Genomic DNA, 26961 nt, shown 5'->3' with positions numbered 1-26961 from the left:
AATTTTAATATTTATAAGTATTAATTAATTTGATTTTGAAGCGGAAAACCATAAATGTAAAGTGTATATTGTAATAAATTATTCTAAATCAATTATGATTTCAATTAAAAAAGCTCTCCATAATTGGGAGAGCTAAACTAGTGATGATATTTCTGTAAGCCATGTTCTGTTCCGTTGTACTCATAATGTGTACTAGTTACACTGGTACGTCGGTGGTAACCATCTGTCTACATATTTTTACTTTCGCGTAAAAATCGTCTCGTCTATACGTTGAATTCCGCTAAACAAGTGCTCCTACCCAATTTGGATTGCTCACTCGAGGGGTTTACCGCGTTCCACCTTTTATATTTCTATAAAAGCTACGTCACTGTGGCACTTTCAAACTATTCTAACCATATCCAATGACTTAGGTTATTTCATTGCCGTCAAATTAATGCCTTGATTTATTGTTTCATCAAGCACGAACACTACAATCATCTCAGATTGTGTGAGCATGGACTTTCCTCTATATTGCTATAGCGATTACCCGAAATATCACTTTTGAGATTATAACATAATTTTAAGTATAAAGTCATAAAATTTATACGAAATAAGTAAAAATTTTATTTGCCGAATACTGCTTTTTCAAGGTTTGAAATACGTTTTAAAATATCTACATTATTTGAAGCACTGCTTGAATTATTTGAAGAAAAGTTTTTATTGTCTTGTGGTCTTGATGTAGCAACACGTAATCTTAATTCCTCAAGTTCTTTTTTTAATTTGTGATTTTCTTCAGAAAGCTTTACTACTTCATTGTTCATATCCGCCATTTTTTGATAATCTGTAATGATATCATCTAAAAAAGCGTCTACTTCTTCTCTTCTATAGCCTCTTGCCATAGTTTTTTCGAAATCTTTTTCATAAATATCTTTCGCTGATAATTTTAATGAAACATCTGACATCTTTTTTTCCACCTCATTCGAAACTTTGATCTTGAGACCACTGCAAGTCGTTGATGAAGTCAGTGAGTTCATCAAACGTCACAATATCACAAGTATAGTTTGTTTTTTCCATAAATTCAACTAACATAGCCTTAAAGTATTTAGGGCTTGCCTCTTGTTCATCATCATAAATTAAAATAGTGTAATCGGTATGATCAAGCATGAATTGATCTGCTTGTTTAAATTGATAGGCACCCATATACTCAGTGTGATGAATGCTTTCAGTAAAATCGGCTTGTTGTATAATATTTGTATACTTAGCTTGATTCTTATCATTCCATCGTTGTGTATGACCTATAAATGGCGTAATTATACCTAGTTTAATATCTGGGAAGTCTTTTTTTAGTTCAATCACTACTTCAGCAGACCATAATTCTATACCCATTTGTCCTTGTATCAATACCCACTCTAAACCTTCATCTAAAAGATGTTTTAATTTATGAGCTATAAATTGCTTTAAATAATATACTTCTGGCGCATCGTCTTTATAGATATTCAGTTCAAAAGATTTATAACCAGTAATATAAACAGTTTTAACCATTTTTTTCCTCACTAAACATAATTCGATAAAATATTTTTTAAATCGTACTGGGCACTTTTAAGTTTTTCGACAAATAATTTACGGCTCGTTCTAGGAAAATGACAATCTACAGAAAGCTTTTGTATATTTAATATCAATATATCTAACTTTTGTTGGCTCATATATTGTGTTTCTGTAATGCTTTTTGAGTAACAGTTGAGTGCCTCTAAATGATTATCAATATTTTTGACATAGGGTTCAACATCTTTATAAAAATCGAATGAACCGCCATTAATTTTTACATGTTGATACCTATAATTCATTTCATCAATATCCTCTAACAATTGTTTAATGATTTGATACATTTAGATGCCTCCTACTTAATTAATTTAACATATTATAAATCCGAAAGTCATGGAAATATACATAGAGTAAAAAATTAGAAAATGATATTTTTGGTTTGTTAAATTCTATTAGTAATACTAAATAAAAAAATATGAAATTTATGGAATTTTATTAACTTGAAGATTACATTTATCTTTCATTTATGAAAGAAATCGTGACAGATTGGCATAAGCAAGTTAAAATAGTGATTGATGTATGTTTTCTTTGTGACATATACATTCAAATACGATAGTTTGTTTTAATTTTATAATTTTAAATAATCATTTAGTATAAAATAGGAACAAACTTGTGTGGTGAATTATGATGAATTATCCAAATGGTAAACCATACTCTAAAAATAAGCCTTTGGACGGACGTAAGAGTTCGCCATTTTCAAGTAATATTGAATATGGTGGACGAGGTATGACACTAGAGAAAGATATTGAACAATCGAATACTTTCTATCTTAAAAGTGGCATAGCAGTTATTCATAAAAAGCCGACTCCGGTTCAAATAGTTAATGTTCACTATCCGAAACGTAGTAAGGCTGTAATAAATGAGGCTTATTTTCGCACTCCTTCAACAACTGATTATAATGGTGTCTATAATGGATATTACATTGATTTTGAAGCTAAAGAAACTAAGAACAAAACTTCATTTCCACTCAATAATATTCATGCACATCAAGTAGAACATATGAAAAATACATATCATCAAAAAGGAATTGTCTTTTTAATGATACGTTTTAAATCACTTGATGAAGTGTATCTTTTACCCTATTCAAAATTTGAAAAATATTGGCAAAGATACATTAATAATATTAAAAAGTCGATAACTGTTGAAGAAATTCGGAAAAATGGTTACCATATTCCTTATCAATATCAACCAAGATTGAATTACCTCAAGGCAGTTGATAAGTTGATATTAGATGAAAGTGAGGACCGCGTATGACGGAAAATAAAGGGTCTTCCCAACCTAAAAAGAACAACAATGGGAAGTCCAATGGAAAAAAGAATAGGAATGTAAAGAGAACGATTATTAAGATTATAGGTTTTATGATTATTGCCTTTTTCGTTCTATTGCTACTCGGTATCTTGTTGTTTGCTTATTATGCGTGGAAAGCTCCAGCATTTAGCGAATCAAAATTAGATGATCCAATTCCAGCAAAGATTTACGATAAAAACGGAGAACTTGTAAAAACACTTGATAACGGACAGCGACATGAACATGTGAATATCAAAGATGTTCCTAAAGACATGAAAAACGCTGTTTTAGCTACTGAAGATAACCGTTTCTACCAACATGGAGCATTAGATTACAAACGTTTATTTGGTGCCATTGGTAAAAACTTAACAGGTGGATTTGGTTCGCAAGGTGCGTCTACACTTACACAACAAGTTGTAAAAGACTCATTCTTGACACAACAAAAATCTATCGGTCGTAAAGCACAAGAAGCTTATCTTTCTTATAGATTAGAACAAGAGTACAGCAAAGATGAAATATTCCAAGTTTACATGAATAAGATTTATTATTCGGATGGCGTTACTGGAATTAAGGCCGCCGCTAAATATTACTTCAACAAAGATATGAAGGATTTAAATTTAGCTGAAGAAGCTTATCTAGCTGGTTTACCTCAAGTTCCTAACCTTTACAACATTTACAACAATCCTAAGGAAGCTAATAATCGTAAAGATACTGTGCTTTATCTTATGCATAAACATAACCGTATTAATGATAAACAATATGCGGATGCGAAGAAGATTGATCTTAAAGCTAACTTAGTTGAACGTACTAAAAAAGAACGTCAAGTCACTGGAAATGAAAAAAATCCTGAGTATGATTCTTACGTTAATTTCGTTCAATCTGAATTAATGAATAACAAGTACTTTAAGGATAAAAATTTAGGTTCAGTTCTTCAAAGTGGTATAAAAATTTATACTAATATGGATAAAGATGTTCAACAAACGTTACAAGATCGAATTAACAATGGTTCTTTCTACAAGAATGAAGACCAACAAGTTGGTGCAACAATTCTAGATAGTAAAACTGGTGGATTAGTTGCGATCTCAGGTGGACGTAATTATAAAAATGTTGTTGAAAGAAACCAAGCTACTGACCCTCACCCTACTGGTTCATCATTAAAACCTTTCTTAGCTTATGGACCTGCAATAGAAAATATGAAGTGGTCAACAAATCATGCGATTCAAGACGAATCATCATATTGGGTAGATGGTTCTCAATTCAAGAACTATGATACGAAAGGCCATGGAACAGTTTCTATCTATGATGCATTGCGTCAAAGTTTCAATATTCCAGCTTTAAAAACTTGGCAACAAGTTAAAAGTCAAGCTGGTAATGATGCACCTCAGAAATTTGCATCTAAATTAGGATTGGATTATAGTGGCAAAATTGGACCTTCTGAAGTATTAGGTGGATCTTCATCAGAATTCTCACCTACTCAACTAGCTTCCGCTTTTGCAGCAATAGCAAATGGTGGTACTTATAATAACGCGCATTCAATACAAAAAGTTGTTACTCATGAAGGAGATACAATTGAGTATGAACATACGAGTCACAAAGCTATGAAAGACTATACATCATATATGTTAGCTGAAATTCTTAAAGGTACATTTAAAGCATATGGTTCGGCTTATGGACATGGTGTGTCAGGCGTAAACATGGGTGCGAAAACTGGTACTGGTACGTATGGACAAGAAATATACGAAAAGTATAATTTACCTGATAATGCTGCCAAAGATGTTTGGATTAATGGTTTCAGTCCAGAATATACTATGTCGGTATGGATGGGCTTCAATAAGGTTAAACAATATGGAACAAATTCATTTATCGGTCATTCAGAACAAGATTATCCACAATACTTGTATGAAGATGTGATGTCTAGTATCTCATCTAAAGATGGTGAAGATTTCAAAAAGCCTAATGATGTACAAGGAAGTTCACCGGACAGTCTATCTGTATCAGGTCATTCTGATAATAATACTACTAACCGTAGTGTTCATGGAAGTAGCGATACATCTTCTTCATCAAATGGTGGCTCTAACTCAGCATCAAGTGGAAACAACTCGAATAGTTCGAATGGTACCAGTCAAGGTAACTCAGGCAATGCATTTACACGTCTGTTCAATTTAAACTCTATATTCGATTATAAAGTTTCATAAATAAATAAACTTAAAGCTCCAATTTCAAGAAAATGAAATTGGAGCTTTTTCTGTCTTAGAAAAGTAAATTTAGCATGTGCAATAATAATCTAAGTTCTCTAGTTATTAATTAATTTGATTAACTACATTGTATGTGAAGTGTAAATGTTGATATAGGTATAAAATCGAATAATTAAAATTAAGTATAATTTATTTTTGTTGACGTTGCTTTCTAATTAGATAAGATGCATTCATTTTTATTAATTCTGATTTCAATGTTTTCATTTGACGATAGCCCATAAAATGGTGTTTACGTGCAACCATATAATGATAGCGTTCATCAAAATTCATTGGAACTACTGGATATGTATCGAGTTGATTAAAATGAATTTCATCTATGTTATTTATTTGTTTAAAATAATTAATAATTAAATCGAAATAACTATCTAAAAGTTCCCTAGCTTCTGGTGTTTTGAGTTGTTTATTACTTGCTAGTTGATCAAGTTGGTCCTCTATATGATTGAAATCCTGTTTTTCAATCATATCATCACGCCTCCTTTATCTTTGCTTTATGTCGTTTTTGTCCTTCTCTACAATCATTTAACAGCGGACATATCTCACATTTAGGTTTTCTAGCAAGACAATGATATCTCCCAAAAAATATTAATTGATGATGGCTTTTATTCCATCTATCTCTTGGGATAATATCACATAATCGATCTTCTACTTGTCTTACACTATCTTTCCAACGATTAATTCCCAAACGTTTAGAAACTCTCTCAACATGAGTATCGACAGCTAAAGAAGGTTCTCCAAATGCGACACTCATTACAACATTTGCTGTTTTACGCCCCACTCCAGCTAGACTCTCTAATTCTTTATGTGTTTGTGGGATTTGACCATTAAATTGTTCAATTAAAGAGTGGCATAATTTTTTTATATTTTTGGCTTTATTGCGATATAATCCAATAGAGCGTATATCATTTTGTAATTCTTCATCACTCACATTTAAATAATCTTCAGGTGTTCGATATTTTCTAAATAATGATTGAGTGACACGATTGACTAGATTATCAGTACACTGTGCTGATAATAATACAGCTATTGTAAGATCGAATGCATTTCTATGGTTTAATTCGCATTCTGCATTAGGAAACATATCTGCTATAACGTCAATCATTTGTAATGCTTTTTTCTTACTTATCATTAGGATTCTCTCCATTCAACCAGTCAAATTTAGGCACCTTTTTAACAACATGTTTCATTTTTGGTTTGTTAAACTGTTCTCTTATTTTCTTTGAATCGTCAACTGTTTTCACATTATTCTTTTTCCAATTTAATAAAATACGATCAATATATTTAAAACTAAGTTTATTTTGGCTAAGTGCCTCATCAAGAGCGGCTTGTATAACTGATAAGTCATGGTGATCGACATCAATCCACTGATTTAATGTTTCAATTTCATACGGCGATAGTGGTCTGCCGAACGATTGCTCAACTATCTGAAACAATTGCTTAAACTGCTCTTTTTTATCTTGTTCCTCATGTTTTAAGTATTGATGTTTTAATAATTGATTTAATTTGTGATAGAAGGGATCCAAATTCATGTATTCAGTGAATTTACCTTCTTCGTCTTTACTAACATTGAGTTCTAATAATTCTCTTTGAATTAAGTTTTGTATTACGGAAGTAATTTGACGAGGTTCCATAGTTGATCCTTTTTGAAGAAATTCAATAGAAGGTTGCTTATTAGAAGTTTCAGATGCATATAAAAGTTTTATCAAAATAACTAAATCTTGTTCATCCAAACCTAACTCTGAATAATGATCAAACAATTCTCGTCTTATAACAACAGGTCTTGTTTTTAATTGAATTAGATCCATAATATTACTACCTCCTATTTAAAATGAACGTCCAGCCTTAAAGTGACTGGACGTTTCAAAATGGCATTTTGAACATAAATATGAATAATCAATTATGGATATAAGCGATTAAGTAAACGTGGGAATGGGGATGTTTCACGAACATGTTCAACTCCAGAAATCCAAGCTACTGTTCGCTCTAAGCCTAAGCCAAAACCACTATGTGGTACGCTACCATAGCGACGTAAATCTAAATAATAGCTATAACTTTCCTCATCCAATTCGTGCTCATTAATGCGTTGTTCTAATAATTCTAAATCATTAATACGTTCGGAACCACCAATAATTTCACCGTAACCTTCAGGCGCAATTAAATCAGCACATAATACTGTATCTTCATTGTCTGGATTTGGTTGCATATAGAATGGTTTAATTTTAGTTGGATAATTTGTAATGAATACTGGTAAATCATAGTGATTAGCGATGGCTGTTTCATGAGGTGCACCAAAGTCTTCACCCCATTCAATATCATCGAATCCCTCTTTTTTCAAGAATTCGATAGCATCATCATAAGAAATTCTAGGGAAAGGTGTAGCAACTTTTTCTAGTTTAGTTGTATCTCTATCTAAAGCTTTGAGTTCTAATTGGCAATGATTTAAAACAGATTGAACAATGTGAGACACATACTGTTCTTGTATTTCTAAGCTTTCTGCATGATTTGTAAAGGCCATTTCTGGTTCAATCATCCAGAATTCAATTAAATGACGGCGTGTTTTAGATTTTTCTGCACGAAAAGTTGGGCCAAATGAAAAAACACGTCCGTGAGCCATTGCGGCTGCTTCCATATACAACTGCCCACTTTGTGATAAGAATGCATCTTCATCGAAATATTTTGTATGGAATAACTCACTTGTTCCCTCTGGTGCACTTGCTGTTAAAATAGGTGGATCAATTTTAGTGAAGCCATTTTCATTGAAAAACTCATATGTTGCACGGATAATTTCATTTCTTATTTTCATGACAGCATGTTGTTTTTTTGAACGTAACCATAAGTGACGATGATCCATTAAAAATTCTGTTCCATGATTCTTTGGTGTAATAGGATAATCGTGTGCTTCATGTACAATTTCGATTGATTTAACTTGCATTTCGTAGCCTAAATCAGAACGATTATCTTCTGTAATCGTTCCTGTGATGTATAAAGATGATTCTTGAGTTATATCTTTTGCTAGTTGAAATGTTTCTTCATCTACTTCAGATTTTACTACTACTCCTTGCATAAATCCTGTACCATCGCGTAATTGTAAAAACGCTATTTTACCACTTGAACGTTTATTAGTTAACCAAGCACCAATTGTTACTTCTTGGTTAAGATGTTTTTTCGCTTGTTTAATCGTAGTTTTCATAACCAAACTCCTATATTTTTCTTTTTAAATACTTATTTATTTTAACAAAATATGTCTTTAACTTCTACAAGTTGAGTAACTGGAATCATTCGATATTATTTATTATATATTTCTAAAACGTTAGCTTTTACTCTCATTATCGATAGACCTCTGTATTTGATTCAGTAATTTATTAAACTGTTTAATATTACCTTTTCGTTGTTTAAAATGTTCTAGTGATTGAGCAAAAAAGCTTTTATATGTGCTATTTACTAGTCGATCATCAAATGACACAATAAGTCCTTTGTCGTCTTCGTGTCGAATAAGACGTCCAAGACCTTGTCTAAACCTTGTTACAGCATCAGGTAATACATAATCTTTAAAAGTTGATGTGAATTCAGAATCCATAAGCCAGTATTTAATATTATGTTTATTCATAAATGGTAATTTAGCTATCATTACACATTTAAGGCCATTGGCTTGAAAATCAAAACCTTCAAAAAATGTTGATGTTCCAAGAAGTATAGATTTATCAAAGTTATTAAATTGTTGAACAATTTTATAATTTTGGTTTTGTTGTTGGGTTAAAATGACATAATCTTCTAACTCAGGTAATTCATTTAACAAATCTTGAACCATATGCATCATTTTATAGCTTGTAAATAAGACAAGACATTTCGACTGTGTCACTGTGATGTATTCAACAATATAGTCTACAATTGAAGCTACATAATCGTCTAAATTTTTATAATTGTACGTTTCAACATCATTGGGCACAAAAACATTTGTATGGTTGGATGATGTTAAAGGTGTTGAAATTTCAAATGTATTAAAGTCTATATCTTCATTAAACCAATTTTGAAATGCTTTAAATGAGTGATTGAAAGTTAATGTGCCAGATATAAATGTAAGAGACTTAAATTTTTCGAGTACTTGTTTCGTCAAGATATCTTTAACATCATAATCCTTGACTAAGAGTCGGATTGTTGATTTTTGTGCTAAATTTTTAATTGAAATAAAGCTTGTATGATGATCTTTTATACTTTGTTCGATAAGTTTAAATTTGTCATGTAAGTATAATAATTGTTTCCGTACAGACTTGATTGTTTTGTGATTCATTCCGTTAAAAATTTCTATCGTTTTATTTAATTTATCTATGATTGCACGTAAATCTTTTAAAATCTCACCCGTTTCAAAGTCATAAACGTAATGATACTTATGAATGTCATCATCATAAACGTCTGATGTTTGAATAATATTATAAATTGTAGTGAATAGTTGCTCATTTAAATCATGTAACTCATTGATATTTATTTTCAGTCCAAAAACGTCTATAGGTGCAATATCTAGTTTCTCTAAAATACGTTGTTGCTCAAGTTTGTCTACTGCTTTAAGTAGTTTTTCATTTTCATTTTTGCCAATAAGTCCTAATTGATATTTAACATCTGAATAATTTAAATCATTAGTAACTTGATTTAGCGCATAGTCAGGCAATCTATGTGCTTCATCGATGATGCAATCATCAAATAGTTGATATATAGTGTTTTCACTGTCTGAATGAATTAAGTGCGCATGATTAGTGATACCAATTTGTATGTTTTGAGCATTTCTTTTTATATAATTATAATAATGGATATCATGACGAACTGGAACGTATGTTTCAATTTTTTGGTCAACATACATTTTTTGTCCACCTTTAAGATTTAATTCCTGTATGTCCCCAGTATTTGTTTCAGTTATCCAAATAAGTAACTGCATTTTAAGAATACTTACTTCATAATTATTTGTATCGTCTTTAAGAATTTGGCTGATAAGACCAAGAGATATATAATCATTTTTACTTTTGATTAATGACGCGTTAATTTTAAAATCTAAAACATCATTGAGTAATGGTATGTCTTTCTCTAATAGCTGACTTTGTAATAATTTTGTATTTGTTGAAATCATTACATGACGACCGGTCTCAATATTATACATTGTTGCTGCAAGCAGGTAAGCAAGAGACTTTCCACTACCCAAAGGAGCTTCAATCATTGCCTTATCACTATGCATCAACTGATCAAGTATAATTTCGGCTAGGTATAACTGTTGTGGCCGATATGTAAGATTTAATGATTGAGTGACATTTTTATATAAATCTTTTAAGGTACCATCAAAATTGACAGCCGGTTTTTTTAAATCAATTTGTTTACGGTAAATAATTTGTTCAAATTGTTCAAATTGGTTGTTAGGCGGTTTAGTTTGATAATTTCTAACCATTTCAAACAAAATATGATAAAGATCATACTTGAGATTTTTACTTAAATAGTACAGTTGTTTTTGTGTATCTAAATGCAATTGCTCGAACTTCTCAAAAGCTTTAATCATCAATTTAGCAGTTGTTGTTGCATCTTCATCTGCTCTATGTGCATTATTTAATGGTATATGATGAGATTCAGCCAATGCACTTAACTGGTAGCTTTTGTCTGTAGGGAATGCGATTTTAAACAATTCTAAAGTATCCATTACTCTTTTAGGTTTAAATTGAATATTACATTTTTCAAAAGCTTTTTTTATAAAATTAAGATCAAATGAGATATTATGTGCAACAAAAACACAGTCTTTGATAAGTTGATAAATGTCATCTGCGACCTCATTAAAATAAGGTGCCTGTACTAACATTTCTTCTTCTATAGAAGTTAAGGCTTGGATAAACGGTGGAATTTCTAAATCGGTACGTATCATTGAATGGTATGTATCAATTACTTGATTCTGACGCACAAACGTAATACCAATTTGAATGATTTCATCATAATCCAGTTGATTTCCAGTTGTTTCTAAATCAACAACTGCAAATGTTGCTATTCCCATAATGTCCGCTCCTCATTTTTGTGTTTATAAATCTATATCTGCACTCATAAGTCGATGTAATTGACCTTTTTCATCTTTAACAATAAGGAATCCATCTGAATCAATATCTATGGCTTCCCCCAAAAATTGATGATTATTTTCAGTGAATTTAAGTTGACGATGCCATATATTTGTAGCGTGAATATATTCTTCTCGAATTGACTCAAAAGTTTGATGTAAAAATTGATCAAAGCGATGTATAATTTGAGTTAATAATGCAGTTAAAAAAGTATATCTATTAATTATACTATCGGAATGCATGCGTATACTTGTTGCTTTATCTTTAATATCCTCGTCAAAATCACTTTCAACATGATTCATATTTATACCTATACCACAAATTATTGCTTCTATTTCATCATAATTTGCAACCATTTCAGTTAAAAATCCGCAAATTTTTTTATTACCAATATATATATCATTTGGCCATTTAATTGTTACACGTTCGTTCGAAAATTGTTGAATAGCATCTCTAATACCTAAAGCAATAAATAAATTAAATTTAGGTATCATAGAAAAAGGTACGTCAGGTCTTAGCACTAGTGACATCCATAAGCCTTTTCCTTTAGATGATTCCCAATTACGATTGAATCTACCTCTACCTTCGGTTTGTTCATCGCTCAAAATTAAAAAAGTATCTTTATTTCCAACGAGTGCTCTCTTTGCTTTTAATTGTGTTGAATCTACAGTGTGATAAACTTCTAGATGATTAAAAAGGCCAAGTTCATCGAGAATAGGTTTTACAATACCGCTATACCACTGATCAGGTAATGAATTCAGTTGATGGCCTTTGTGGTTTATTGACTTGATATCACAACCATCTTCTTTTAATAGGTCAATAACTTTTTTGACACCTGCTCTAGAAATATTGAGTTGATCGGCAATATATTGCCCTGATATGTAATTTGATTGATGTTCATACAACATTCTAATGACGTCTTGACTATATTTTGACATGTGCATCCACCCATTCTAATATTTCTTCTTTAGTGTTGACTATTTGATTTGATATGACTGCGATTTCTATTTCTCTAAGTGTATCTTTTAGCCATGGTCCTGAATTTTTATTCGTATGATTGAGTATATCTTTACCATTTATTGCCAATTCTTTTCTGCAATGGATAGGTAATTTTTCATTTGCTTCGCGAATACTTATTTCATTAATGATTAAATGATTGGCTGTTGTAAGCCCATTTTGTTTAAGCAAATGATGTAATGATAATAGGATTTCAATATCATTTAAATTGTAATCATATACTAATGTTATTAAAGATTGCTTTGACTGTATCTTAGGCAATGTTTGGATGAGTGTAACCCATTTTTTGATAGTTGCTTTTTCTTGATTGCTGATTTTCAAGGTGCTTAATTGTATATCTTTTGGTTGTTGGACGATTAAGATTGCAATCCAAAGTTCAAATGTGATGGGCTCATCTATATGAAGATGAGACATCTCAAATGATTTGAAAAAAGGTATATAATTAAATGCTTTCATGTTTTGCATGACTTCAAAACTTTGTTTAACATTGTTTCCCATGATAAGTTTTTTAAGCTCTACTACTACACGTTCAACGGATAAATATTGTATATCTGAAATCTGAGAAGACATTGCATGTAATGTGTCTGAATCAATTTGAAAATTAAGTTGTGATTGAAAACGTAATCCTCTAATGATACGAAGCGCGTCTTCTGAAAACCTTTCACTTGGTACACCAACAGTACGAATTACTCGATTGTTTATATCTTGTTGACCATTAAAATAATCATACAACCGGTAATTTAAATCCATTGCTATAGCATTCATTGTAAAATCTCTACGTTGAACATCTTGATATAAGTCTCTTACAAAATACACTTCACTTGGCCTACGATGATCGATGTATTCATCTTCAGATCTGAATGTAGTAATTTCATAATTGTCATTTTGAAAGACCACGTTGATCGTACCGTGTTCTTTCCCCACTGGTATGGTTTTATCGAATATAGATTCTATTTCGTCAGGCGTTGCACTGGTGGTAATATCAACATCATGTATAGGTCGTTGCATGATGTAATCACGTACTGATCCGCCAACGAAATAAGCCTTAAAACCTTTATTTTGAATCTTTTTTAAAATAGGTTTTGCTTGTTCAAATATCTCATGACTCATTGTTGTTCTCACCTTGTTCTAGCATCTTTCGATAATAGTTTTCATATTGGTCAGTAATTAAATCTGAACTAAATCTTGCTTCAATATCTTTCAGCATTTGTGATTGCATTTTTTGATATAACTCTGGATTTGATAAAAGTTTAATAGCATATTTTGCAGCTTGTGTACTATCCCCTATATCTACTATAAATCCAGTTTCTTCATGTCTGATGACCTCTTTAATACCACCTGCATGACTCCCTATAGGTAAGACGCCTGTTTTCATTGCTTCTAAGAGAGTTAATCCAAAACTTTCTTTCTCACTTAAGAGTAGTACTAAATCAGATAGTTGGTAGAATGCGCTTACGTCATTTTGTTTGCCTAAAAAGAGTACGTGTGTTTCAACATCAAGTTCTCGTGCTTTATGTCGCATATCGATTAATTCTGGACCATCTCCTAAAAGTATCAACTTGGATGGTATACTCTCATGAACTTTTGCAAATGTCTCAATCACTGTATCAATACGTTTTACTTTTCTGAAATTAGAAACATGTATCAATACCTTTTCTTCAGGTGAAATACCATAACAATCTTTTAATTCTTCATTATGCCGAGTTGGGAATTCATTTTCCCTTACAAAATTATATATAGGGATGATTTCCTTTTTAGTATTGATAATTTCATAAGTTTGCTGTGCTAGAGAATGGCTAACACTTGTTACAATATCACTTTGTTCTATGCCAAATTTTATCGCGTTTTGTAAAGTATGGTCATAACCTAACACAGTTATATCAGTGCCATGTAGTGTTGTCATAATTTTGACGTTTTTACCTGACATTTGTTTCGCTAATATACCACATACAGCGTGAGGTACAGCATAATGCATATGCAATATGTCTAAATCATATTCTTGTATAACGTCAGAAATTTTTGTACTTAATGTAATATCGTATGGTGGATATTGGAATACGGCATATTGATTGACTTCAACTTGGTGGAACGTCATGTTAGGTAAAGGTTTGCGTATTCTAAAGGGTATGTTTGAGGTAATAAAGTGAACTTCATGGCCACGTTCTGCCATTTTAATACCGAGTTCTGTAGCAATAATGCCAGAACCACCCATGGACGGGTAACACGTTATACCGATTTTCATTTGTGCCCATCCTTTCTTAAATTATTTTCTTTCAAAGCGATTTTTATCTCTTGTATTAAACTTATTCATCGTGTCATTAAAGCTTTCTGTCATATCTATGTTTAGAGAGTTTGCAATACACAGTAAAACAAATAAATTGTCTCCCAATTCAGCTTTAATTGTATTATCTTCTTCTGTATCTTTCTTTTTTTTCTCTCCAAAATGATGGTTAATTTCGCGTGCTAATTCTCCAACTTCTTCTGTCATTCTTGCTAGATTAGCAAGTGGAGAAAAATAACCAGCTTTAAACTGACTGATATAGTCATCAACTTCTTGTTGCATTTGCTCCATAGATTTCATATAGAAGTACTCCTTTATCGCTATTCTTATATAGTATATTACAAAATAAAGTGACTTGCATTTCAAGTGCAATGTTTAATATGGATTAAAAGATAGGATTTTGTCACGTATTCAAATAAAAAAAGGTAACCATTACAAATCCATTGTAATGATTACCAGGAACTGCGTTGTTATATATGATTAATCACTTGATCTTGCAATTAATATAATACGAGCAAGTTCAGCTAACGCAACTGCAGTAGATGCCACATATGTCATTGCTGCTGCAGATAAAACTTTTTTCGCGTGTTTGTATTCTTTCTCATTAACGATATTTAAAGCTGTTATTTGTTTCATCGCTCTTGAACTAGCGTTAAACTCAACAGGTAATGTCACGATAGAGAATAAAACTGCAAGTGACATTAAACCAGCACCAACCCATAGAACTGTAGAGCCAAAGACACTACCGAGAGCTGTTAAAACAATACCTACCATAATAATAATGTAGCTTAAAGAACTACCAATATTAGCTAATGGTACTAATGCTGTTCTAAATCTTAATGGTGCGTATCCTTGCTGATGTTGAATTGCATGTCCTACTTCATGGGCTGCAATTGCAGTACCAGCAACTGATGGTCTATCGTAGTTTGCAGGAGATAAACAAACAACTTTTTTATTTGGGTCATAGTGATCAGTTAAGAAACCTTCGCCTTTAACGACGTCAACATCGTAAATGCCATTAGCATGTAAAATTTCTTCAGCAACTTCACGACCAGTTTTACCGCTTGTGGATCTCACTTGTGAGTATTTTTCATAATTAGATTTAACTTTGTGTTGAGCCCACATTGGAATGACCATTAATATTACGAAATATATAATCATTGATATTAAAGACATTAAACTCACTCTCCTTTATTTTCATTTTACTGTCAAATTTGTCTTTAATCAAATGTTTTAACTTTCAACCACTTTTGTAATTTTAAAAATAAAATATACGAAATGATAGTGAGACTATAAGCCAATACCCCTACTTCAATTAAATGTTTGGCGATAAAATCATAGTAGGGATATTGTCCGTATATGTAATCTATTACGTCATTGATCGTCACCCATATGAAACTCATCAATCCAGCCAATTTAGATATTTTAAAACGAGGATAAAAATAGATAGCTTCTAATATCATAATTGCGTGAGAAATGAGCAACATAAGTCCGTTTATGGCAATATCATTCATTTTTATAAACATCAAAATATTCATAATTACAGCCCAACTACCATATTTAAATAGAGTTATAAAAGCTAAAGCGTCAATCAGGGCATAACGCTTATTAAATAGTATGAATAATAATGATAAACATAAAAATAATGTAGCAGTGGGACTATCTGGAACAAATAATTTAAAATAATTTGGTGTGTTAGCTAATTGACTACTATACCAATGATAACCGTATATCGTACCAAATATATTGCAAATTAAAATAAAAGAAATCAACCATTTTTGATAAAGTGAAGTTTCCCAAAGCCATTGATACATCTTAGTATGAACTACCTTTCATGTAAAGTTGATTGAATATCTTTTGATTTTAATACATTAAGTATTTGTGTGAGTTGATAAAAATAATCAGGTTCATTCATTTGTAAACTTAAATCAATATTGTTTTGTAAGGTTTGAATAATAAATGTTTGTTTTCTTTTATCCATAGAAATTGAATATAAGTCTTGTACATAAGATGAATAACTAGGTGAATGTATGAGCTGCATTAATATTAAATCATCTAAGCGAGATTCTCGGATGTGACAATTAGCAAAATGTATTTGTATATCTAATCTTAATGTATGATTTGCAATATAATTAAAAATTTGATTTGTATTAATATAAGATTTATTATCCTTGCTCAATTGAATTGCAGAAGCAGTTGCATCCACTTCTGCAATTTCTAAGGTATAATGATTATTGATTTTACTATTTACGAAATGTACATTATTTAGCTTATCTTGATTTGCCTTTAAATAATTTAATACCCACACAGTGATTCTTGATTTAAAACGATAGTTAAACAGAATATATTCTATAAAATTTTGTTTGATACGAATAAGAGAATCATTCATTTAAGTCACCAACTTATATTTGCAATCTCATTGACTCGTCATGCCAATTTTCATTGCTTGGATCAATTTCTAATAATTGATTTAAAATCAAAATTGCTTTTTCTTTTTGTCCAATTTCTAATAAATAGAAATAATAATCGCTTAAAAATTCAACTTGGGTTTGTAATGTTGGATATGCTAATTCAAAGAAATGTTGCGCTTCTTTATCTCGTTCTTCTTGACCGTATGCATATGCTAAATGCCACATGAAAATAGGGTCTAAATCTTCTTCATCTACATAAGTCAACAATTGTATAATTGATTCATAGTCTTCTTCATTACGATATAAATCACTTAAAATCAACAATGGTTCATGATATGCATTATCGACTTCTAAGGCTTGTTTTAGCAATTCTACACCTTCATTTGCATCTCCATGCTCAATTTCTAAGCTACCTGTAGAAACCATTAATTCTTTGTAAAATTGACTTAAACGTAATCCTTCCTTACCAGTTTCTATAGCATCAGGATAATTTTTTTCATTTTCAAATAGAGATTGAAGATAAAAATATCCTTGTATAAAATCAGGATCTTTTGAAAGTAATGTTTGCATAATTTTAATTGCTTCTTGAGTTAAATCGTTTTTTTCATAAGCAATTGATTTTTTAAAGTAATCTTCAGAATTCATCTCTTCTTCATTAATTTCATCAAATAAGCTAATAGCATCTGAATAATTACCACTTTGTAAACTACAATCTGCCATTCGCGAAAAAATATTTACTCCATTAACTTCATATTCACCAGTTTCTAATACTGTTTCATACTCTCTTGTAGCTCGTAAGTATTGCCCATCGTAGTATAATAGCTCTGCTAAGGCGAAGTGAATAATTGGATCATTAGGTTCAAGATCTAATGCTTCTTGCAATTTGTCAATTGCTACTTCTAACATATTTATTTGTTGGTATAAATCGGCTTCTAGCATCAACTTTTCGGTAGATGGTTCTACTTGTGCTAAATATTCAAGTGCTTCGTCAGTTTGGTTTTCAGACATGAGACCTTCGATAAAGTAAATGAGTAATTCACTTTCATCTGGGTATTTATGATACAACGTTCTAAAAACTTCTAACCCTTGAGGTGTAAGACCGAAATTATATAAAGTTTCACCAAGTATAAATAATGCATCATCATTGTTTGAACTCAATGCCTCATTTACTCGAGAATCTAAGTTTTCTATTTTTTGTAGATTGATATCGTCTATAAGTTTGTAGATATCTTCCATTGTTTATTTTCCCTCATTTTCTAAAAGCTTTAGTTTAGGTAAAAAACCTGGGAAGGAAACATTAACAGCGTCAAATTGCTCTATTTTGAGTGGTTCTGAACTAAGTAGTGAAGCTACAGCTAACATCATTCCTATACGATGATCTGTTTGACTATCTACAGTTGCATTTGATCTAAACTCTGATGGATGTATAATAAGTCCATCATGTGTGGGTTGTAAATTAAAACCAAGTAAATTTAGCATGTCTGCAGTAGTATCTATACGATTTGTTTCCTTCACTTTTAATTCTTCCGCGTTTTTGATAATACAAGAATTTGAAGCTTGTGTGCAAAGTAGTGCAATAACTGGTAATTCATCGATAGCCCTTGGAACTAAGTCGCCTTTAATTGTAACAGCATTCAAGTTCGGTGTATATTTTACATGTATTGATGCAGTTGGTTCTGCACCCTTGCTTACATTACTTAATTCAATGTTTCCTCCCATTTGTTTAACGATATCTATGATACCTGAACGAGTGGGATTAATGCCAACATTATGAATTGTAATGTCACTACCGGGCGTAATTAGGGCTGCGACTATGAAAAATGCAGCAGATGAGATATCTCCTGGAACATGAAAATCTCTAGGCTGTATATGTTCAATTGCATAAGGTATGGTTTGGATTGTTTTACCTTGAATTGATATAGGAATGTTAAAGTGTGCAAACAATGTTTCTGTATGATTTCTACTTACATCAAATTCTGTAAGTGTCGTGGCTTCTTTTGAAAATAGGCTAGCAAGTAAAATAGCACTTTTAACTTGTGCACTTGCAACTTCCATTTGATAATTTATACCTTTAATAGTTGAAGGCTTAATTATAAGTGGTGTGTAATTATTATCAATTCCAGATATATTAGCATTCATTTTTAACAGAGGTTTCATCACTCTATCCATGGGTCTTTTGCCTATAGATACATCACCAGATAACACACTTTCAATGCCTAATCCGCTTAAAAGACCTGCAAGTAACCGTGTAGTAGTACCAGAATTACCAGTATAGAGCACTTGGTGTGGCGTTATGAAATTTTGATATCCTGGTGAATTGATTATGATAGAATTGTCCTGCTCTTCAATTGTTACACCTAATAGTTTAAAGATATCCATAGTACGTCGACAATCTTCGCCCATTAAGGGTTCATAAATGGTTGATATGCCTTTAGCTAATGAAGCTAACATAATAGCGCGGTGTGTCATCGATTTATCACCGGGTACTTCTATTTCACCTTTGAGTGGTCCATTAATATTAATTATTTCACTGTTATTCATTTGATTCACCTACTTAAAATAAGATTGTAATTCCTCGAAAGCTGATAAAAGTGTATCCTTATCAACATGAGTGACAACTGGTTTCCCTAAATTTTTAAGTAAGACCATTTGAATACCATTGTAATCATTTTTTTTATCTAGAAGCATAAAATGGTAAGTATCTTCAAAATGAAGTTGTTTGATGATAGATAATGGATATTTAAGTTTTTTCATATAATTAATATAGTGTTGAATGTTATAATTTGTCTCGAACAAATGGTTCGCAACAATAAATTGATAAAGAATACCAATCATAACTGCATGACCATGAGGTATTTTATGCTCATATTCAATTGCATGACCGAATGTATGACCAAGATTAAGAAACTTTCTTTTACCTTTTTCTTTTTCATCTTCAACAACAATATTTAGTTTTGTTTTTATACCCTCAAATAAATAATAATCTAGATTTTTTAACGCTTGTAAAACTTTATTTGAGGTAAAATTAGATTCGATATTTTTTGTTGATTTCTCACCGTTTAATAAAGCGTGTTTATAGACCTCAGCATAGCCACTTAGTATTTCAGAATATGGTAGAGTTTCTAAAAAATCTAAATCATAAATGACAGCTTTGGGTCGATAAAAAGCACCAATTAAATTTTTACCATGCTCAGAATTAATTCCAACTTTACCACCTACACTTGAATCGTGGGCTAAAATAGTTGTCGGTACTTGAACAAATGATACTCCTCTAAGTAAAGTTGCAGCAATAAACCCTGCGAAATCTCCTGTTGCACCACCACCAATGGCAACAATACATGTTTGACGTGTTAATTGATGGCTTAGTAAATATTCAATAGTACGATGATAATGTTCGAATGATTTTGACGTTTCCCCAGAAGGGATTACGATACATTTAGCATCAAATTTTTGAGCCAAAGCTTCAAGTTTATCTACAAATAAATTATAGACTTGCTTATCTATAATAAAAAATCGTTGTTCTTCATTTTTAATGTATCTTTCTAAAGAGTTAATTGCGTGATGTTTAACGATGATGGGATAATTATCACTTGCATATGATGTTTTAAGTTCCATGCTTTCACCTCAATCATTCTAGGGTAATTAAAATTCTATGTTGAGTTGTCGACGCTCTTTAATTTGTGCTACGAGTTGGTCCATGTGGTTAGATTGAAACTCTTCGAGTACTGCTTTTGCTAACTCAAAAGCGACAACGTGTTCACATACTACGCTAGCTGCGGGCACTGCACAACTATCTGAGCGTTCTATAGTAGCTTTGAAGTCTTCTTTAGTATTAATATCAACTGAGTTTAGTGGTTTATATAAAGTAGGAATAGGCTTCATGACACCATTAACAATTATAGGCATCCCATTACTCATGCCTCCTTCAAATCCACCTAAGTGATTTGTAGCTCTAAAATAGCCTGAATCTTGATTATAATGAATTTCATCTTGAATTTCGCTACCAGGTTTTTCAGCTGCTTTAAATCCCTCACCAAAACTTACACCTTTGAAGGCGTTGATACTCACAACACCCTGTGCAATGCGTCCATCTAATTTACGGTCATAGTGTACATAACTTCCCACTCCAATAGGCATGTTTTCAGCCATTACTTGAACTACGCCCCCGATTGAATCTCCGTCTTTTTTCGCTTCATCTATTTTATCTCTCATTTGTTGCGCAATATTTTCGTCAATTACACGTACATCATTTTTATCTACATTATTTTTGAACATATCTACATCATATAAACCTTTGTCTTTAATACCACCAATTTCGACTACACGGCTATATAAGTGGATATCTAATTGTTCTAAAAGAATTTTTGAAACAGCACCCACAGCAACTCTTGCTGCTGTTTCTCTAGCAGATGAACGCTCAAGCACATTTCTTAAATCACGATGATTATATTTCATGCCACCTATAAGATCAGCATGGCCCGGTCTAGGTTTTGTAATGGTACGTTTCATATTTTCTCTTTCTTCATCACTAATTGGTGCGACGCCCATTATTTTTCTCCAATGAGTGAAATCGTCGTTAGTAACTACTAAAGTTATTGGACTTCCTAAAGTAAAGCCATTTCTGACGCCTGACACAATTTCTATAGTATCTTTTTCAATTTTCATACGACGCCCCCGACCATATCCCCCTTGACGTTTAAACATTTCCTTATTAATATCTTCAGCCTTAATTTCTAAATTAGCTGGTACACCTTCTATGATGACTGTAAGTTGTGGTCCATGTGATTCACCGGATGTAAGGTATCTCATGATCGCACGCCCCTTTCTATTCTTCAATACATTAAATTGTAATATGTTTAATATATTATCATATTCAATCACACAACATAAGTCAGTTAGACAAACAAGGAGATTTTTATTTTAGCAGTTATAAATATTTAAAAAAGAATAGCACCAAGATGATTGTTATGTCATAGTGACATTATACCAATTAAAGATCAGTCTATTAAAAAACTCAAAAGACCGAAATAATTAGATACATGATTGATATATTAAAAGTAGGTCATTACTTAATAATGAATGCTCAATTGTCAAAAGATAAAATTGCTATATAATCGAACAATATACGGTATTGCATCGTTAAATCCCTAGATAAAAAAATAAATAGACTAATTCAATAAGTATTATTTTAAGCAAATAAAATTTGGTTAATCATAAAAAATGCCTGAGACACAAATATGCGTCACAGACATTAATGGATAAAATGAATTTCATTATTTGATATTTTTATTATTCGTATAGCCAATCTTCTCTTGGTTCTTTATAATCAGCAATTTCGCTACTTGTAAACCATAATTTAACTTCACGTTGTGCTGATTCTGTTGAATCTGAACCATGTATAATATTACGACCTAGATTTAAACCATAGTCGCCTCGGATTGTACCAGGAGCTGCTTCGCTTGGATTTGTGCTTCCAATAATTTTACGAGATACAGCTACAGCATTTTCACCTTCTACTACCATAGCAAAAACGGGTGCAGAAGTAATGAATGAAATTAACTTGTCGTAGAACGGTTTTCCTTCATGTTCACTATAATGTTTTTCAGCTAGTTCCATAGGCACTTGCATAAACTTACCGCCAACAAGCTTAAGACCTTTCTTTTCAATGCGAGATATAATCTCACCAATTAAATTTCTTTGGACAGCGTCCGGTTTAATCATCAAAAATGTGCGTTCCACTTCGTGTGTCCCCCTGTGCATGTGTTTCATTCATTTTTATAAGTATGTAAAAAACTTAAAACATTGCAAGCTATAAAAATATCCTGCTACTTAGTATGGTAACAGGATAATGAAGCGCTTTCAACTTTTGTCACAAAACTTACTTATTTCGACTTCCCATTTTTTTAATAAGCTTTCTAAATAGTTCTTTATTAGGACCATCCTCTAATTCATCGATTAAATTGATTGCTTTATTTAAATACTTTTCACTTATTTGTTTTGATTGTTCTATGCTTTCGGACTGTCTAATTATTGTTATACAAGTTTCAAAGGCATGTTGAGGACTGTCAGGATTAAGTTGTGAAATTTTATCTTTAAAAGTCTTATTTTTTCGCATTTCTAATAGTACAGGTAATGTAATATGACCATTCATAAGGTCACTACCAACCGGCTTACCAAGTTTCTTTTCAGAACTAGTAAAATCTAGCACATCATCTATTATTTGGAAACTCATACCTATATAATGTCCGATCATTTTTAATTTACGAATAACGTCATTTGACGCATTGGAAGTAATCGCACCAACTTGTGTAGACAGTTGAATAAGAAGTGCTGTTTTACGGTTGATACGACGTAAGTAATTAGTAATTGTTTGATTGCTATTAAATTGATCTTGAAATTGGAATAGTTCTCCTCTACACACATCAACAATTGATTTAGAAATGGTCGAATGGACACGAGTATCACTGATTTCAGATAAATGCTTGAGCCCCATAGCAAGTAAGAAATTTCCTGTTAAAATAGCTGTACTTTGGTCCCATTTTTTTGAAATAGTGAGTCGGCCTCTACGTTTATCACTTTTATCTATCACATCATCGTGGACTAAGGTAGCCATGTGAATTAGTTCTAAAGCTACTGCTACACGATACGTGTCTTCTGAAGGTTTGTTGTTAGAGCCAAATTGACCACTTAAAATAACAAAAGCGGGTCTAACTCTTTTTCCCCCTGAAGATAGTAAATGGAATGAGGCTTCTTGTAATGTTTGATCAGAACTTATAATTGCTTCTTCAAGTCGCTTTTCTACTTTCTTTATTTCGTTGTTAATGTTTAACTTTGCCACGTTAATCACCTTTGCTAGAACTGTTTTCTTTATAGCCAAGGTGCATTGCAGCAACGCCACCTGTAAAGCTACGTACAATGATATCGTTAAATCCTGCTTCGAAGAATAAGCCTTTCAATGTTTGTTTGTCAGGAAAATTAAATGTTGATTGTTGCAACCATTCATATTCTTCTTTGGACTTAGCAAACATTTTACCAAAAATTGGCATCACAAATTTAAAGTATAAACTATAGATTTGTTTGAATAATGGCAATGTCGGTTGGCTTGTTTCAAGACATACCACCATGCCTCCTGGTTTTAAAACTCGATGCATTTCTTTGAGTGCTGACAAATAATCCGGAACATTGCGTAAGCCAAAACCAATAGTAACATAATCAAATGAGTTATCATCAAAAGGTAAATTCATAGCATCACCATGAACAAGCTGGATATTTTCCAATGAAGCAGTTTTCTGTTTACCTACCTCAAGCATATTTTCACTAAAATCAAGACCAGTTACTTGGCCTTTTGAGCCTACTGCTTCGCTTAATGCAATAGTCCAATCTGCAGTACCACAACACACATCTAAAGCTTTACTGCCTTTTTGTACATTCATAGTACTCATAACATGTTTTCTCCATACTTTATGCTGTTCGAAACTTATGATGTTGTTGAGTCGATCGTATTTTTGAGAAATATTTTGGAATACTGTATGAACTTGTTCTTTTTTAGCTTGATTTTCAGCCATTTTCATTACCTCTTTTTTTATAACTTTTGCTAATTTCTTGAATATATTTATCTATTTCATATCTGTTAAACTTACCCAGATACTCAGGATGGTAATCTTTATATTTAGAAGTCAATTCAGCGAATAATTTGATTTTATCAACAGAACTTCCAAAATGGTTAATTGTAAGATATGGAAATAGTGTTTCTATATCTAGAATCGCATCTTTCAACTCTTTATCAGTGAGATCATTTTGATTAATTGATGATTTATCTTCATTGATTTTAACAATGGCCTTGCTCATTGCAAGTTGAAAAGCGGAATCTTGAATATTTGCTAATAGAGTATAGAAATGAGCGCTTAATAGGTCCCCTATTAATATTGCTTTCTTAGATAGATGATTATCACCGATAGCGTCCAAATGACGCATTGATGTATCAATAGTGAGGCAAGCAATCTTAGCTTCATCTGGGATAGAGTACATATCTAATAAATGACTTAAAGAGCTATTGATTTCAATAGGCTCATACTCATTAATGCCCTTAAGCAGTTGTTCTACATGTTTGTTTAGTTTGCTTATTGTCGTTTCCATGTTCACACCTCACGATATTATCATTAACAATATTAACATTATATGTAAAAAAATAAAATCTATTGGATTAAGTCTTTTAAAATAAATAGTTATTCTATGTAAGTGGTTTGCGATTTGAGGAATAAAACTCATTTTTACCAAAGATCTAGTAATTACTAATATGATAATAGTTACTAGATGGCTTTATAAAATTTTTAACTAGATGATTATTAGCCAATATAGCTAGATAAACGATTTTAAATAAATAGTAAATGAGTATATTAACTCAAGATCATTTCTAAATATATGTAAGTGATTGGGATGACGTAATTTATAAAATTTTAAAAACAAGACAGTCGATAATAAATATTTTAGTATTGATATGAGTTATGAAGTGTTGAATCTACTTAAAAATAAAATACTTAGAGCGATAGACCATTGATGTATAAGTTAAAAAGAAAAAGCCCTCAAAGGGGCTTTTTTAAGTAAATTATTTTACAGCATCTTTTAATGCTTTACCAGCTTTAAATGCTGGTACTTTACTTGCAGGGATGTCAATTTCTTTACCTGTTTGAGGGTTACGACCTTTACGAGCAGCGCGTTCACGTACTTCAAAGTTACCGAAACCGATTAATTGTACTTTTTCACCTTTAGCAAGTGAGTTTTGGATAGATTCAAATACAGCATCTACTGCTGAACCAGCTTCTTTTTTAGTTAAGTCAGCTTGTTCTGCAACTGCATTAATTAAATCAGTTTTATTCATTATGAATTCACCTCCTGAGGTTTTATAATGATATTCATTATATCATTATGTTTTGACTTTAACACAAGGGTTACTGTCATCGCAACGATTTATGTAATAGAAACGTTGGTTTTATGCGATTTATGACGAAATTTTTTAACATTCGCTCATAAAAAGTAATATTACACTCTTTATTCTGCTTTTTTGTCTCTTTCCATAAGTGTTCTAACACTTTTACTTACAGGGACATCTTCAAATAAAACTTCATATAATGCGTTAGTGATAGGCATCTCTACTCCTTCTTGTTGAGCAAGATGATATACTGATTTAGTTGTATAAATACCTTCAACCACCATTTTCATCTCTTTTAAAGCTTCTTCTGCTGTTTTGCCTTGCCCTAATTTAAACCCAAGTGTGTAATTTCGTGAATGTGTGGACGTACAAGTTACGATCAAATCACCTATGCCACCTAGACCTAAGAAAGTCATTGGATCTGCACCAAGTTTCTCACCAAGTCGACTGATTTCGGCTAAACCTCGTGTCATTAAAGCTGCTTTTGCATTATCACCGTAACCCATGCCGGCAACGATACCACTAGCTATAGCTATAATATTTTTTAAAGCACCACCTAATTCTACACCTACTAAATCATTATTTGTGTAAACACGTAAATAGTCGTTCATAAATAAATCTTGAATAAGTTTGCTCACATTATTATCTTTAGATGATGCAGCTACAGTTGTAGGTTGTTTTATAACAACTTCTTCAGCATGACTTGGACCTGATAAGACGCCGATTCCTCCATTATGTTCTGAAGAGATAGAGTCCTCAATCATTTCAGATACGCGCTTAAATGTATCGTTTTCAATGCCTTTAGCAACATGAATAAAAGTCTTTTTAGATGTGAGTAATTGATCGATATCTTTTGATACTTCTCTAATTGCTTTTGTAGGTAGTGCCATAAGATAGATATCTGAAAATTGCACTGCCTTATTTAAATCTACAGTTGCTTTTATAGATGAATCTAATTTAGCATCTTTAAGATAATTTTTGTTCATATGATGTGTGTTAAGTTCATCTACATTCTCTACATTTTTGCCCCACATTAAAACATCATGACCATTTTGAGCTAATACATTAGCTAATGCAGTACCAAAACTACCCATACCAAAAACTGTAATTTTTCTCATTATTGAAT

The 26961-nt window shown here is 31.8% G+C and carries 27 protein-coding genes and 1 other RNA gene; 2 read left to right on the top strand and 26 right to left on the bottom strand.

The window, feature by feature from the left end; genetic code table 11:
* Window positions 1-150 precede the first annotated feature (150 nt).
* The 4 genes from rnpB to HMPREF2576_RS04190 form a co-directional block, all read right to left on the bottom strand.
* Window positions 151-534: RNase P RNA component class B (gene rnpB / locus HMPREF2576_RS04205), an RNA gene on the bottom strand.
* A gap of 68 nt (window positions 535-602) precedes the next feature.
* Window positions 603-941, bottom strand: coding sequence for a cell division regulator GpsB (gene gpsB, locus HMPREF2576_RS04200; protein WP_001831034.1), 339 nt, complete (start codon window positions 939-941; stop codon window positions 603-605).
* Window positions 942-954: 13 nt separating this feature from the next.
* Window positions 955-1521, bottom strand: coding sequence for an SLOG family protein (locus HMPREF2576_RS04195; protein WP_001831285.1), 567 nt, complete (start codon window positions 1519-1521; stop codon window positions 955-957).
* An 11-nt stretch (window positions 1522-1532) separates the two neighbouring features.
* A complete protein-coding gene (locus HMPREF2576_RS04190; protein WP_001831244.1) occupies window positions 1533-1865 on the bottom strand; it encodes a YppE family protein in 333 nt (110 codons plus the stop codon).
* A gap of 343 nt (window positions 1866-2208) precedes the next feature.
* On the opposite strand from HMPREF2576_RS04190, the gene recU reads away from it, so the two are divergent.
* Together recU and HMPREF2576_RS04180 are read left to right on the top strand one after the other, a co-directional pair.
* Window positions 2209-2835 (top strand): Holliday junction resolvase RecU, encoded by a 627-nt coding sequence (gene recU, locus HMPREF2576_RS04185; RefSeq protein WP_002476769.1) that lies wholly within the window; start codon window positions 2209-2211, stop codon window positions 2833-2835.
* Window positions 2832-5063, top strand: a complete 2232-nt coding sequence (locus tag HMPREF2576_RS04180; protein ID WP_001831032.1) for a transglycosylase domain-containing protein — start codon at window positions 2832-2834, stop codon at window positions 5061-5063. The genes recU and HMPREF2576_RS04180 overlap by 4 nt, the downstream gene beginning before the upstream one ends.
* A 189-nt stretch (window positions 5064-5252) precedes the next feature.
* Here the strand turns inward: HMPREF2576_RS04180 and HMPREF2576_RS04175 are convergent, their stop codons facing one another.
* From HMPREF2576_RS04175 to HMPREF2576_RS04070, 22 genes are all read right to left on the bottom strand, one after another.
* The gene (locus HMPREF2576_RS04175) at window positions 5253-5585 is read right to left on the bottom strand and encodes a YpoC family protein (protein WP_001831277.1); all 333 of its coding nucleotides are present in this window, start codon (window positions 5583-5585) and stop codon (window positions 5253-5255) included.
* Between the two features lie 4 nt (window positions 5586-5589).
* The gene (gene nth / locus HMPREF2576_RS04170; protein WP_001831179.1) at window positions 5590-6249 is read right to left on the bottom strand and encodes an endonuclease III; all 660 of its coding nucleotides are present in this window, start codon (window positions 6247-6249) and stop codon (window positions 5590-5592) included.
* Window positions 6239-6925 carry a DnaD domain-containing protein gene (locus HMPREF2576_RS04165; RefSeq protein WP_001831014.1) on the bottom strand — a complete coding sequence of 229 codons (687 nt, stop codon included), beginning with the start codon at window positions 6923-6925 and terminating at the stop codon, window positions 6239-6241. The genes nth and HMPREF2576_RS04165 overlap by 11 nt, the downstream gene beginning before the upstream one ends.
* 92 nt (window positions 6926-7017) lie before the next feature.
* On the bottom strand, window positions 7018-8310 hold the full coding sequence (gene asnS, locus HMPREF2576_RS04160; protein ID WP_002439780.1) for an asparagine--tRNA ligase: 1293 nt from the start codon (window positions 8308-8310) through the stop codon (window positions 7018-7020).
* 120 nt (window positions 8311-8430) lie between these two features.
* On the bottom strand, window positions 8431-11139 hold the full coding sequence (locus tag HMPREF2576_RS04155; protein ID WP_001831318.1) for a helicase C-terminal domain-containing protein: 2709 nt from the start codon (window positions 11137-11139) through the stop codon (window positions 8431-8433).
* A gap of 24 nt (window positions 11140-11163) precedes the next feature.
* Window positions 11164-12135, bottom strand: a complete 972-nt coding sequence (locus HMPREF2576_RS04150; RefSeq protein WP_001831050.1) for a biotin--[acetyl-CoA-carboxylase] ligase — start codon at window positions 12133-12135, stop codon at window positions 11164-11166.
* The gene (locus HMPREF2576_RS04145) at window positions 12122-13324 is read right to left on the bottom strand and encodes a CCA tRNA nucleotidyltransferase (RefSeq protein ID WP_001831104.1); all 1203 of its coding nucleotides are present in this window, start codon (window positions 13322-13324) and stop codon (window positions 12122-12124) included. Before HMPREF2576_RS04145 ends, HMPREF2576_RS04150 begins: the two co-directional genes overlap by 14 nt.
* Window positions 13314-14456: an N-acetyl-alpha-D-glucosaminyl L-malate synthase BshA gene (bshA, locus tag HMPREF2576_RS04140; RefSeq protein ID WP_001831222.1), complete on the bottom strand. Its 1143-nt coding sequence runs from the start codon at window positions 14454-14456 to the stop codon at window positions 13314-13316. Before bshA ends, HMPREF2576_RS04145 begins: the two co-directional genes overlap by 11 nt.
* A 21-nt stretch (window positions 14457-14477) precedes the next feature.
* On the bottom strand, window positions 14478-14795 hold the full coding sequence (locus tag HMPREF2576_RS04135; RefSeq protein WP_001832769.1) for a nucleotide pyrophosphohydrolase: 318 nt from the start codon (window positions 14793-14795) through the stop codon (window positions 14478-14480).
* A gap of 180 nt (window positions 14796-14975) precedes the next feature.
* Window positions 14976-15671, bottom strand: coding sequence for a zinc metallopeptidase (locus HMPREF2576_RS04130; protein ID WP_001831045.1), 696 nt, complete (start codon window positions 15669-15671; stop codon window positions 14976-14978).
* 44 nt (window positions 15672-15715) lie between these two features.
* On the bottom strand, window positions 15716-16309 hold the full coding sequence (locus HMPREF2576_RS04125; RefSeq protein WP_001831230.1) for a DUF1405 domain-containing protein: 594 nt from the start codon (window positions 16307-16309) through the stop codon (window positions 15716-15718).
* Window positions 16310-16320: 11 nt separating this feature from the next.
* A complete protein-coding gene (locus HMPREF2576_RS04120) occupies window positions 16321-16884 on the bottom strand; it encodes a YpiB family protein (RefSeq protein ID WP_001831161.1) in 564 nt (187 codons plus the stop codon).
* Between the two features lie 13 nt (window positions 16885-16897).
* Window positions 16898-18142: a tetratricopeptide repeat protein gene (locus tag HMPREF2576_RS04115; protein ID WP_001831060.1), complete on the bottom strand. Its 1245-nt coding sequence runs from the start codon at window positions 18140-18142 to the stop codon at window positions 16898-16900.
* 3 nt (window positions 18143-18145) lie between these two features.
* Complete coding sequence (gene aroA, locus HMPREF2576_RS04110; protein ID WP_001831249.1) at window positions 18146-19447, bottom strand: 3-phosphoshikimate 1-carboxyvinyltransferase; 1302 nt, start codon at window positions 19445-19447, stop codon at window positions 18146-18148.
* 9 nt (window positions 19448-19456) lie between these two features.
* Entirely contained in the window at window positions 19457-20521 is a 1065-nt protein-coding gene (gene aroB, locus HMPREF2576_RS04105; protein ID WP_001831320.1) for a 3-dehydroquinate synthase, read from the bottom strand.
* A gap of 27 nt (window positions 20522-20548) precedes the next feature.
* Window positions 20549-21715 (bottom strand): chorismate synthase, encoded by a 1167-nt coding sequence (gene aroC, locus HMPREF2576_RS04100; RefSeq protein ID WP_001831020.1) that lies wholly within the window; start codon window positions 21713-21715, stop codon window positions 20549-20551.
* 480 nt (window positions 21716-22195) lie between these two features.
* Window positions 22196-22645: a nucleoside-diphosphate kinase gene (gene ndk / locus HMPREF2576_RS04095; RefSeq protein ID WP_001831235.1), complete on the bottom strand. Its 450-nt coding sequence runs from the start codon at window positions 22643-22645 to the stop codon at window positions 22196-22198.
* Window positions 22646-22784: 139 nt separating this feature from the next.
* Window positions 22785-23744, bottom strand: a complete 960-nt coding sequence (locus tag HMPREF2576_RS04090; protein ID WP_001831120.1) for a polyprenyl synthetase family protein — start codon at window positions 23742-23744, stop codon at window positions 22785-22787.
* A gap of 1 nt (window position 23745) precedes the next feature.
* Window positions 23746-24471, bottom strand: coding sequence for a demethylmenaquinone methyltransferase (locus tag HMPREF2576_RS04085; protein ID WP_001831089.1), 726 nt, complete (start codon window positions 24469-24471; stop codon window positions 23746-23748).
* Window positions 24464-25042, bottom strand: coding sequence for a hypothetical protein (locus HMPREF2576_RS04080; RefSeq protein ID WP_001831003.1), 579 nt, complete (start codon window positions 25040-25042; stop codon window positions 24464-24466). The genes HMPREF2576_RS04085 and HMPREF2576_RS04080 overlap by 8 nt, the downstream gene beginning before the upstream one ends.
* 469 nt (window positions 25043-25511) lie before the next feature.
* Entirely contained in the window at window positions 25512-25784 is a 273-nt protein-coding gene (locus HMPREF2576_RS04075) for an HU family DNA-binding protein (RefSeq protein ID WP_001043863.1), read from the bottom strand.
* A 170-nt stretch (window positions 25785-25954) separates the two neighbouring features.
* A complete protein-coding gene (locus HMPREF2576_RS04070) occupies window positions 25955-26953 on the bottom strand; it encodes an NAD(P)H-dependent glycerol-3-phosphate dehydrogenase (protein WP_001831154.1) in 999 nt (332 codons plus the stop codon).
* Window positions 26954-26961 lie beyond the last annotated feature (8 nt).

Origin of the sequence: Staphylococcus sp. HMSC063F05, from assembly GCF_001837075.1 — a bacterium.
GTDB lineage: Bacteria > Bacillota > Bacilli > Staphylococcales > Staphylococcaceae > Staphylococcus > Staphylococcus epidermidis.
This window is presented reverse-complemented; position numbering and strand designations above follow the sequence as displayed.

Coding starts and splice junctions, on each gene's coding strand:
- asnS (WP_002439780.1), bottom strand. CDS start 8,310: ATGAAAACTACGATTAAACAAGCGAAAAAACATCTTAACCAAGAAGTA.
- HMPREF2576_RS04130 (WP_001831045.1), bottom strand. CDS start 15,671: ATGTCTTTAATATCAATGATTATATATTTCGTAATATTAATGGTCATT.
- HMPREF2576_RS04165 (WP_001831014.1), bottom strand. CDS start 6,925: ATGGATCTAATTCAATTAAAAACAAGACCTGTTGTTATAAGACGAGAA.
- HMPREF2576_RS04135 (WP_001832769.1), bottom strand. CDS start 14,795: ATGAAATCTATGGAGCAAATGCAACAAGAAGTTGATGACTATATCAGT.
- HMPREF2576_RS04155 (WP_001831318.1), bottom strand. CDS start 11,139: ATGGGAATAGCAACATTTGCAGTTGTTGATTTAGAAACAACTGGAAAT.
- aroA (WP_001831249.1), bottom strand. CDS start 19,447: ATGAATAACAGTGAAATAATTAATATTAATGGACCACTCAAAGGTGAA.
- aroB (WP_001831320.1), bottom strand. CDS start 20,521: ATGGAACTTAAAACATCATATGCAAGTGATAATTATCCCATCATCGTT.
- recU (WP_002476769.1), top strand. CDS start 2,209: ATGAATTATCCAAATGGTAAACCATACTCTAAAAATAAGCCTTTGGAC.
- HMPREF2576_RS04115 (WP_001831060.1), bottom strand. CDS start 18,142: ATGGAAGATATCTACAAACTTATAGACGATATCAATCTACAAAAAATA.
- HMPREF2576_RS04080 (WP_001831003.1), bottom strand. CDS start 25,042: ATGGAAACGACAATAAGCAAACTAAACAAACATGTAGAACAACTGCTT.
- HMPREF2576_RS04175 (WP_001831277.1), bottom strand. CDS start 5,585: ATGATTGAAAAACAGGATTTCAATCATATAGAGGACCAACTTGATCAA.
- HMPREF2576_RS04125 (WP_001831230.1), bottom strand. CDS start 16,309: ATGTATCAATGGCTTTGGGAAACTTCACTTTATCAAAAATGGTTGATT.
- HMPREF2576_RS04075 (WP_001043863.1), bottom strand. CDS start 25,784: ATGAATAAAACTGATTTAATTAATGCAGTTGCAGAACAAGCTGACTTA.
- HMPREF2576_RS04145 (WP_001831104.1), bottom strand. CDS start 13,324: ATGAGTCATGAGATATTTGAACAAGCAAAACCTATTTTAAAAAAGATT.
- gpsB (WP_001831034.1), bottom strand. CDS start 941: ATGTCAGATGTTTCATTAAAATTATCAGCGAAAGATATTTATGAAAAA.
- HMPREF2576_RS04190 (WP_001831244.1), bottom strand. CDS start 1,865: ATGTATCAAATCATTAAACAATTGTTAGAGGATATTGATGAAATGAAT.
- HMPREF2576_RS04070 (WP_001831154.1), bottom strand. CDS start 26,953: ATGAGAAAAATTACAGTTTTTGGTATGGGTAGTTTTGGTACTGCATTA.
- HMPREF2576_RS04195 (WP_001831285.1), bottom strand. CDS start 1,521: ATGGTTAAAACTGTTTATATTACTGGTTATAAATCTTTTGAACTGAAT.
- bshA (WP_001831222.1), bottom strand. CDS start 14,456: ATGAAAATCGGTATAACGTGTTACCCGTCCATGGGTGGTTCTGGCATT.
- nth (WP_001831179.1), bottom strand. CDS start 6,249: ATGATAAGTAAGAAAAAAGCATTACAAATGATTGACGTTATAGCAGAT.
- aroC (WP_001831020.1), bottom strand. CDS start 21,715: ATGAGATACCTTACATCCGGTGAATCACATGGACCACAACTTACAGTC.
- HMPREF2576_RS04120 (WP_001831161.1), bottom strand. CDS start 16,884: ATGAATGATTCTCTTATTCGTATCAAACAAAATTTTATAGAATATATT.
- HMPREF2576_RS04085 (WP_001831089.1), bottom strand. CDS start 24,471: ATGGCTGAAAATCAAGCTAAAAAAGAACAAGTTCATACAGTATTCCAA.
- HMPREF2576_RS04180 (WP_001831032.1), top strand. CDS start 2,832: ATGACGGAAAATAAAGGGTCTTCCCAACCTAAAAAGAACAACAATGGG.
- HMPREF2576_RS04150 (WP_001831050.1), bottom strand. CDS start 12,135: ATGTCAAAATATAGTCAAGACGTCATTAGAATGTTGTATGAACATCAA.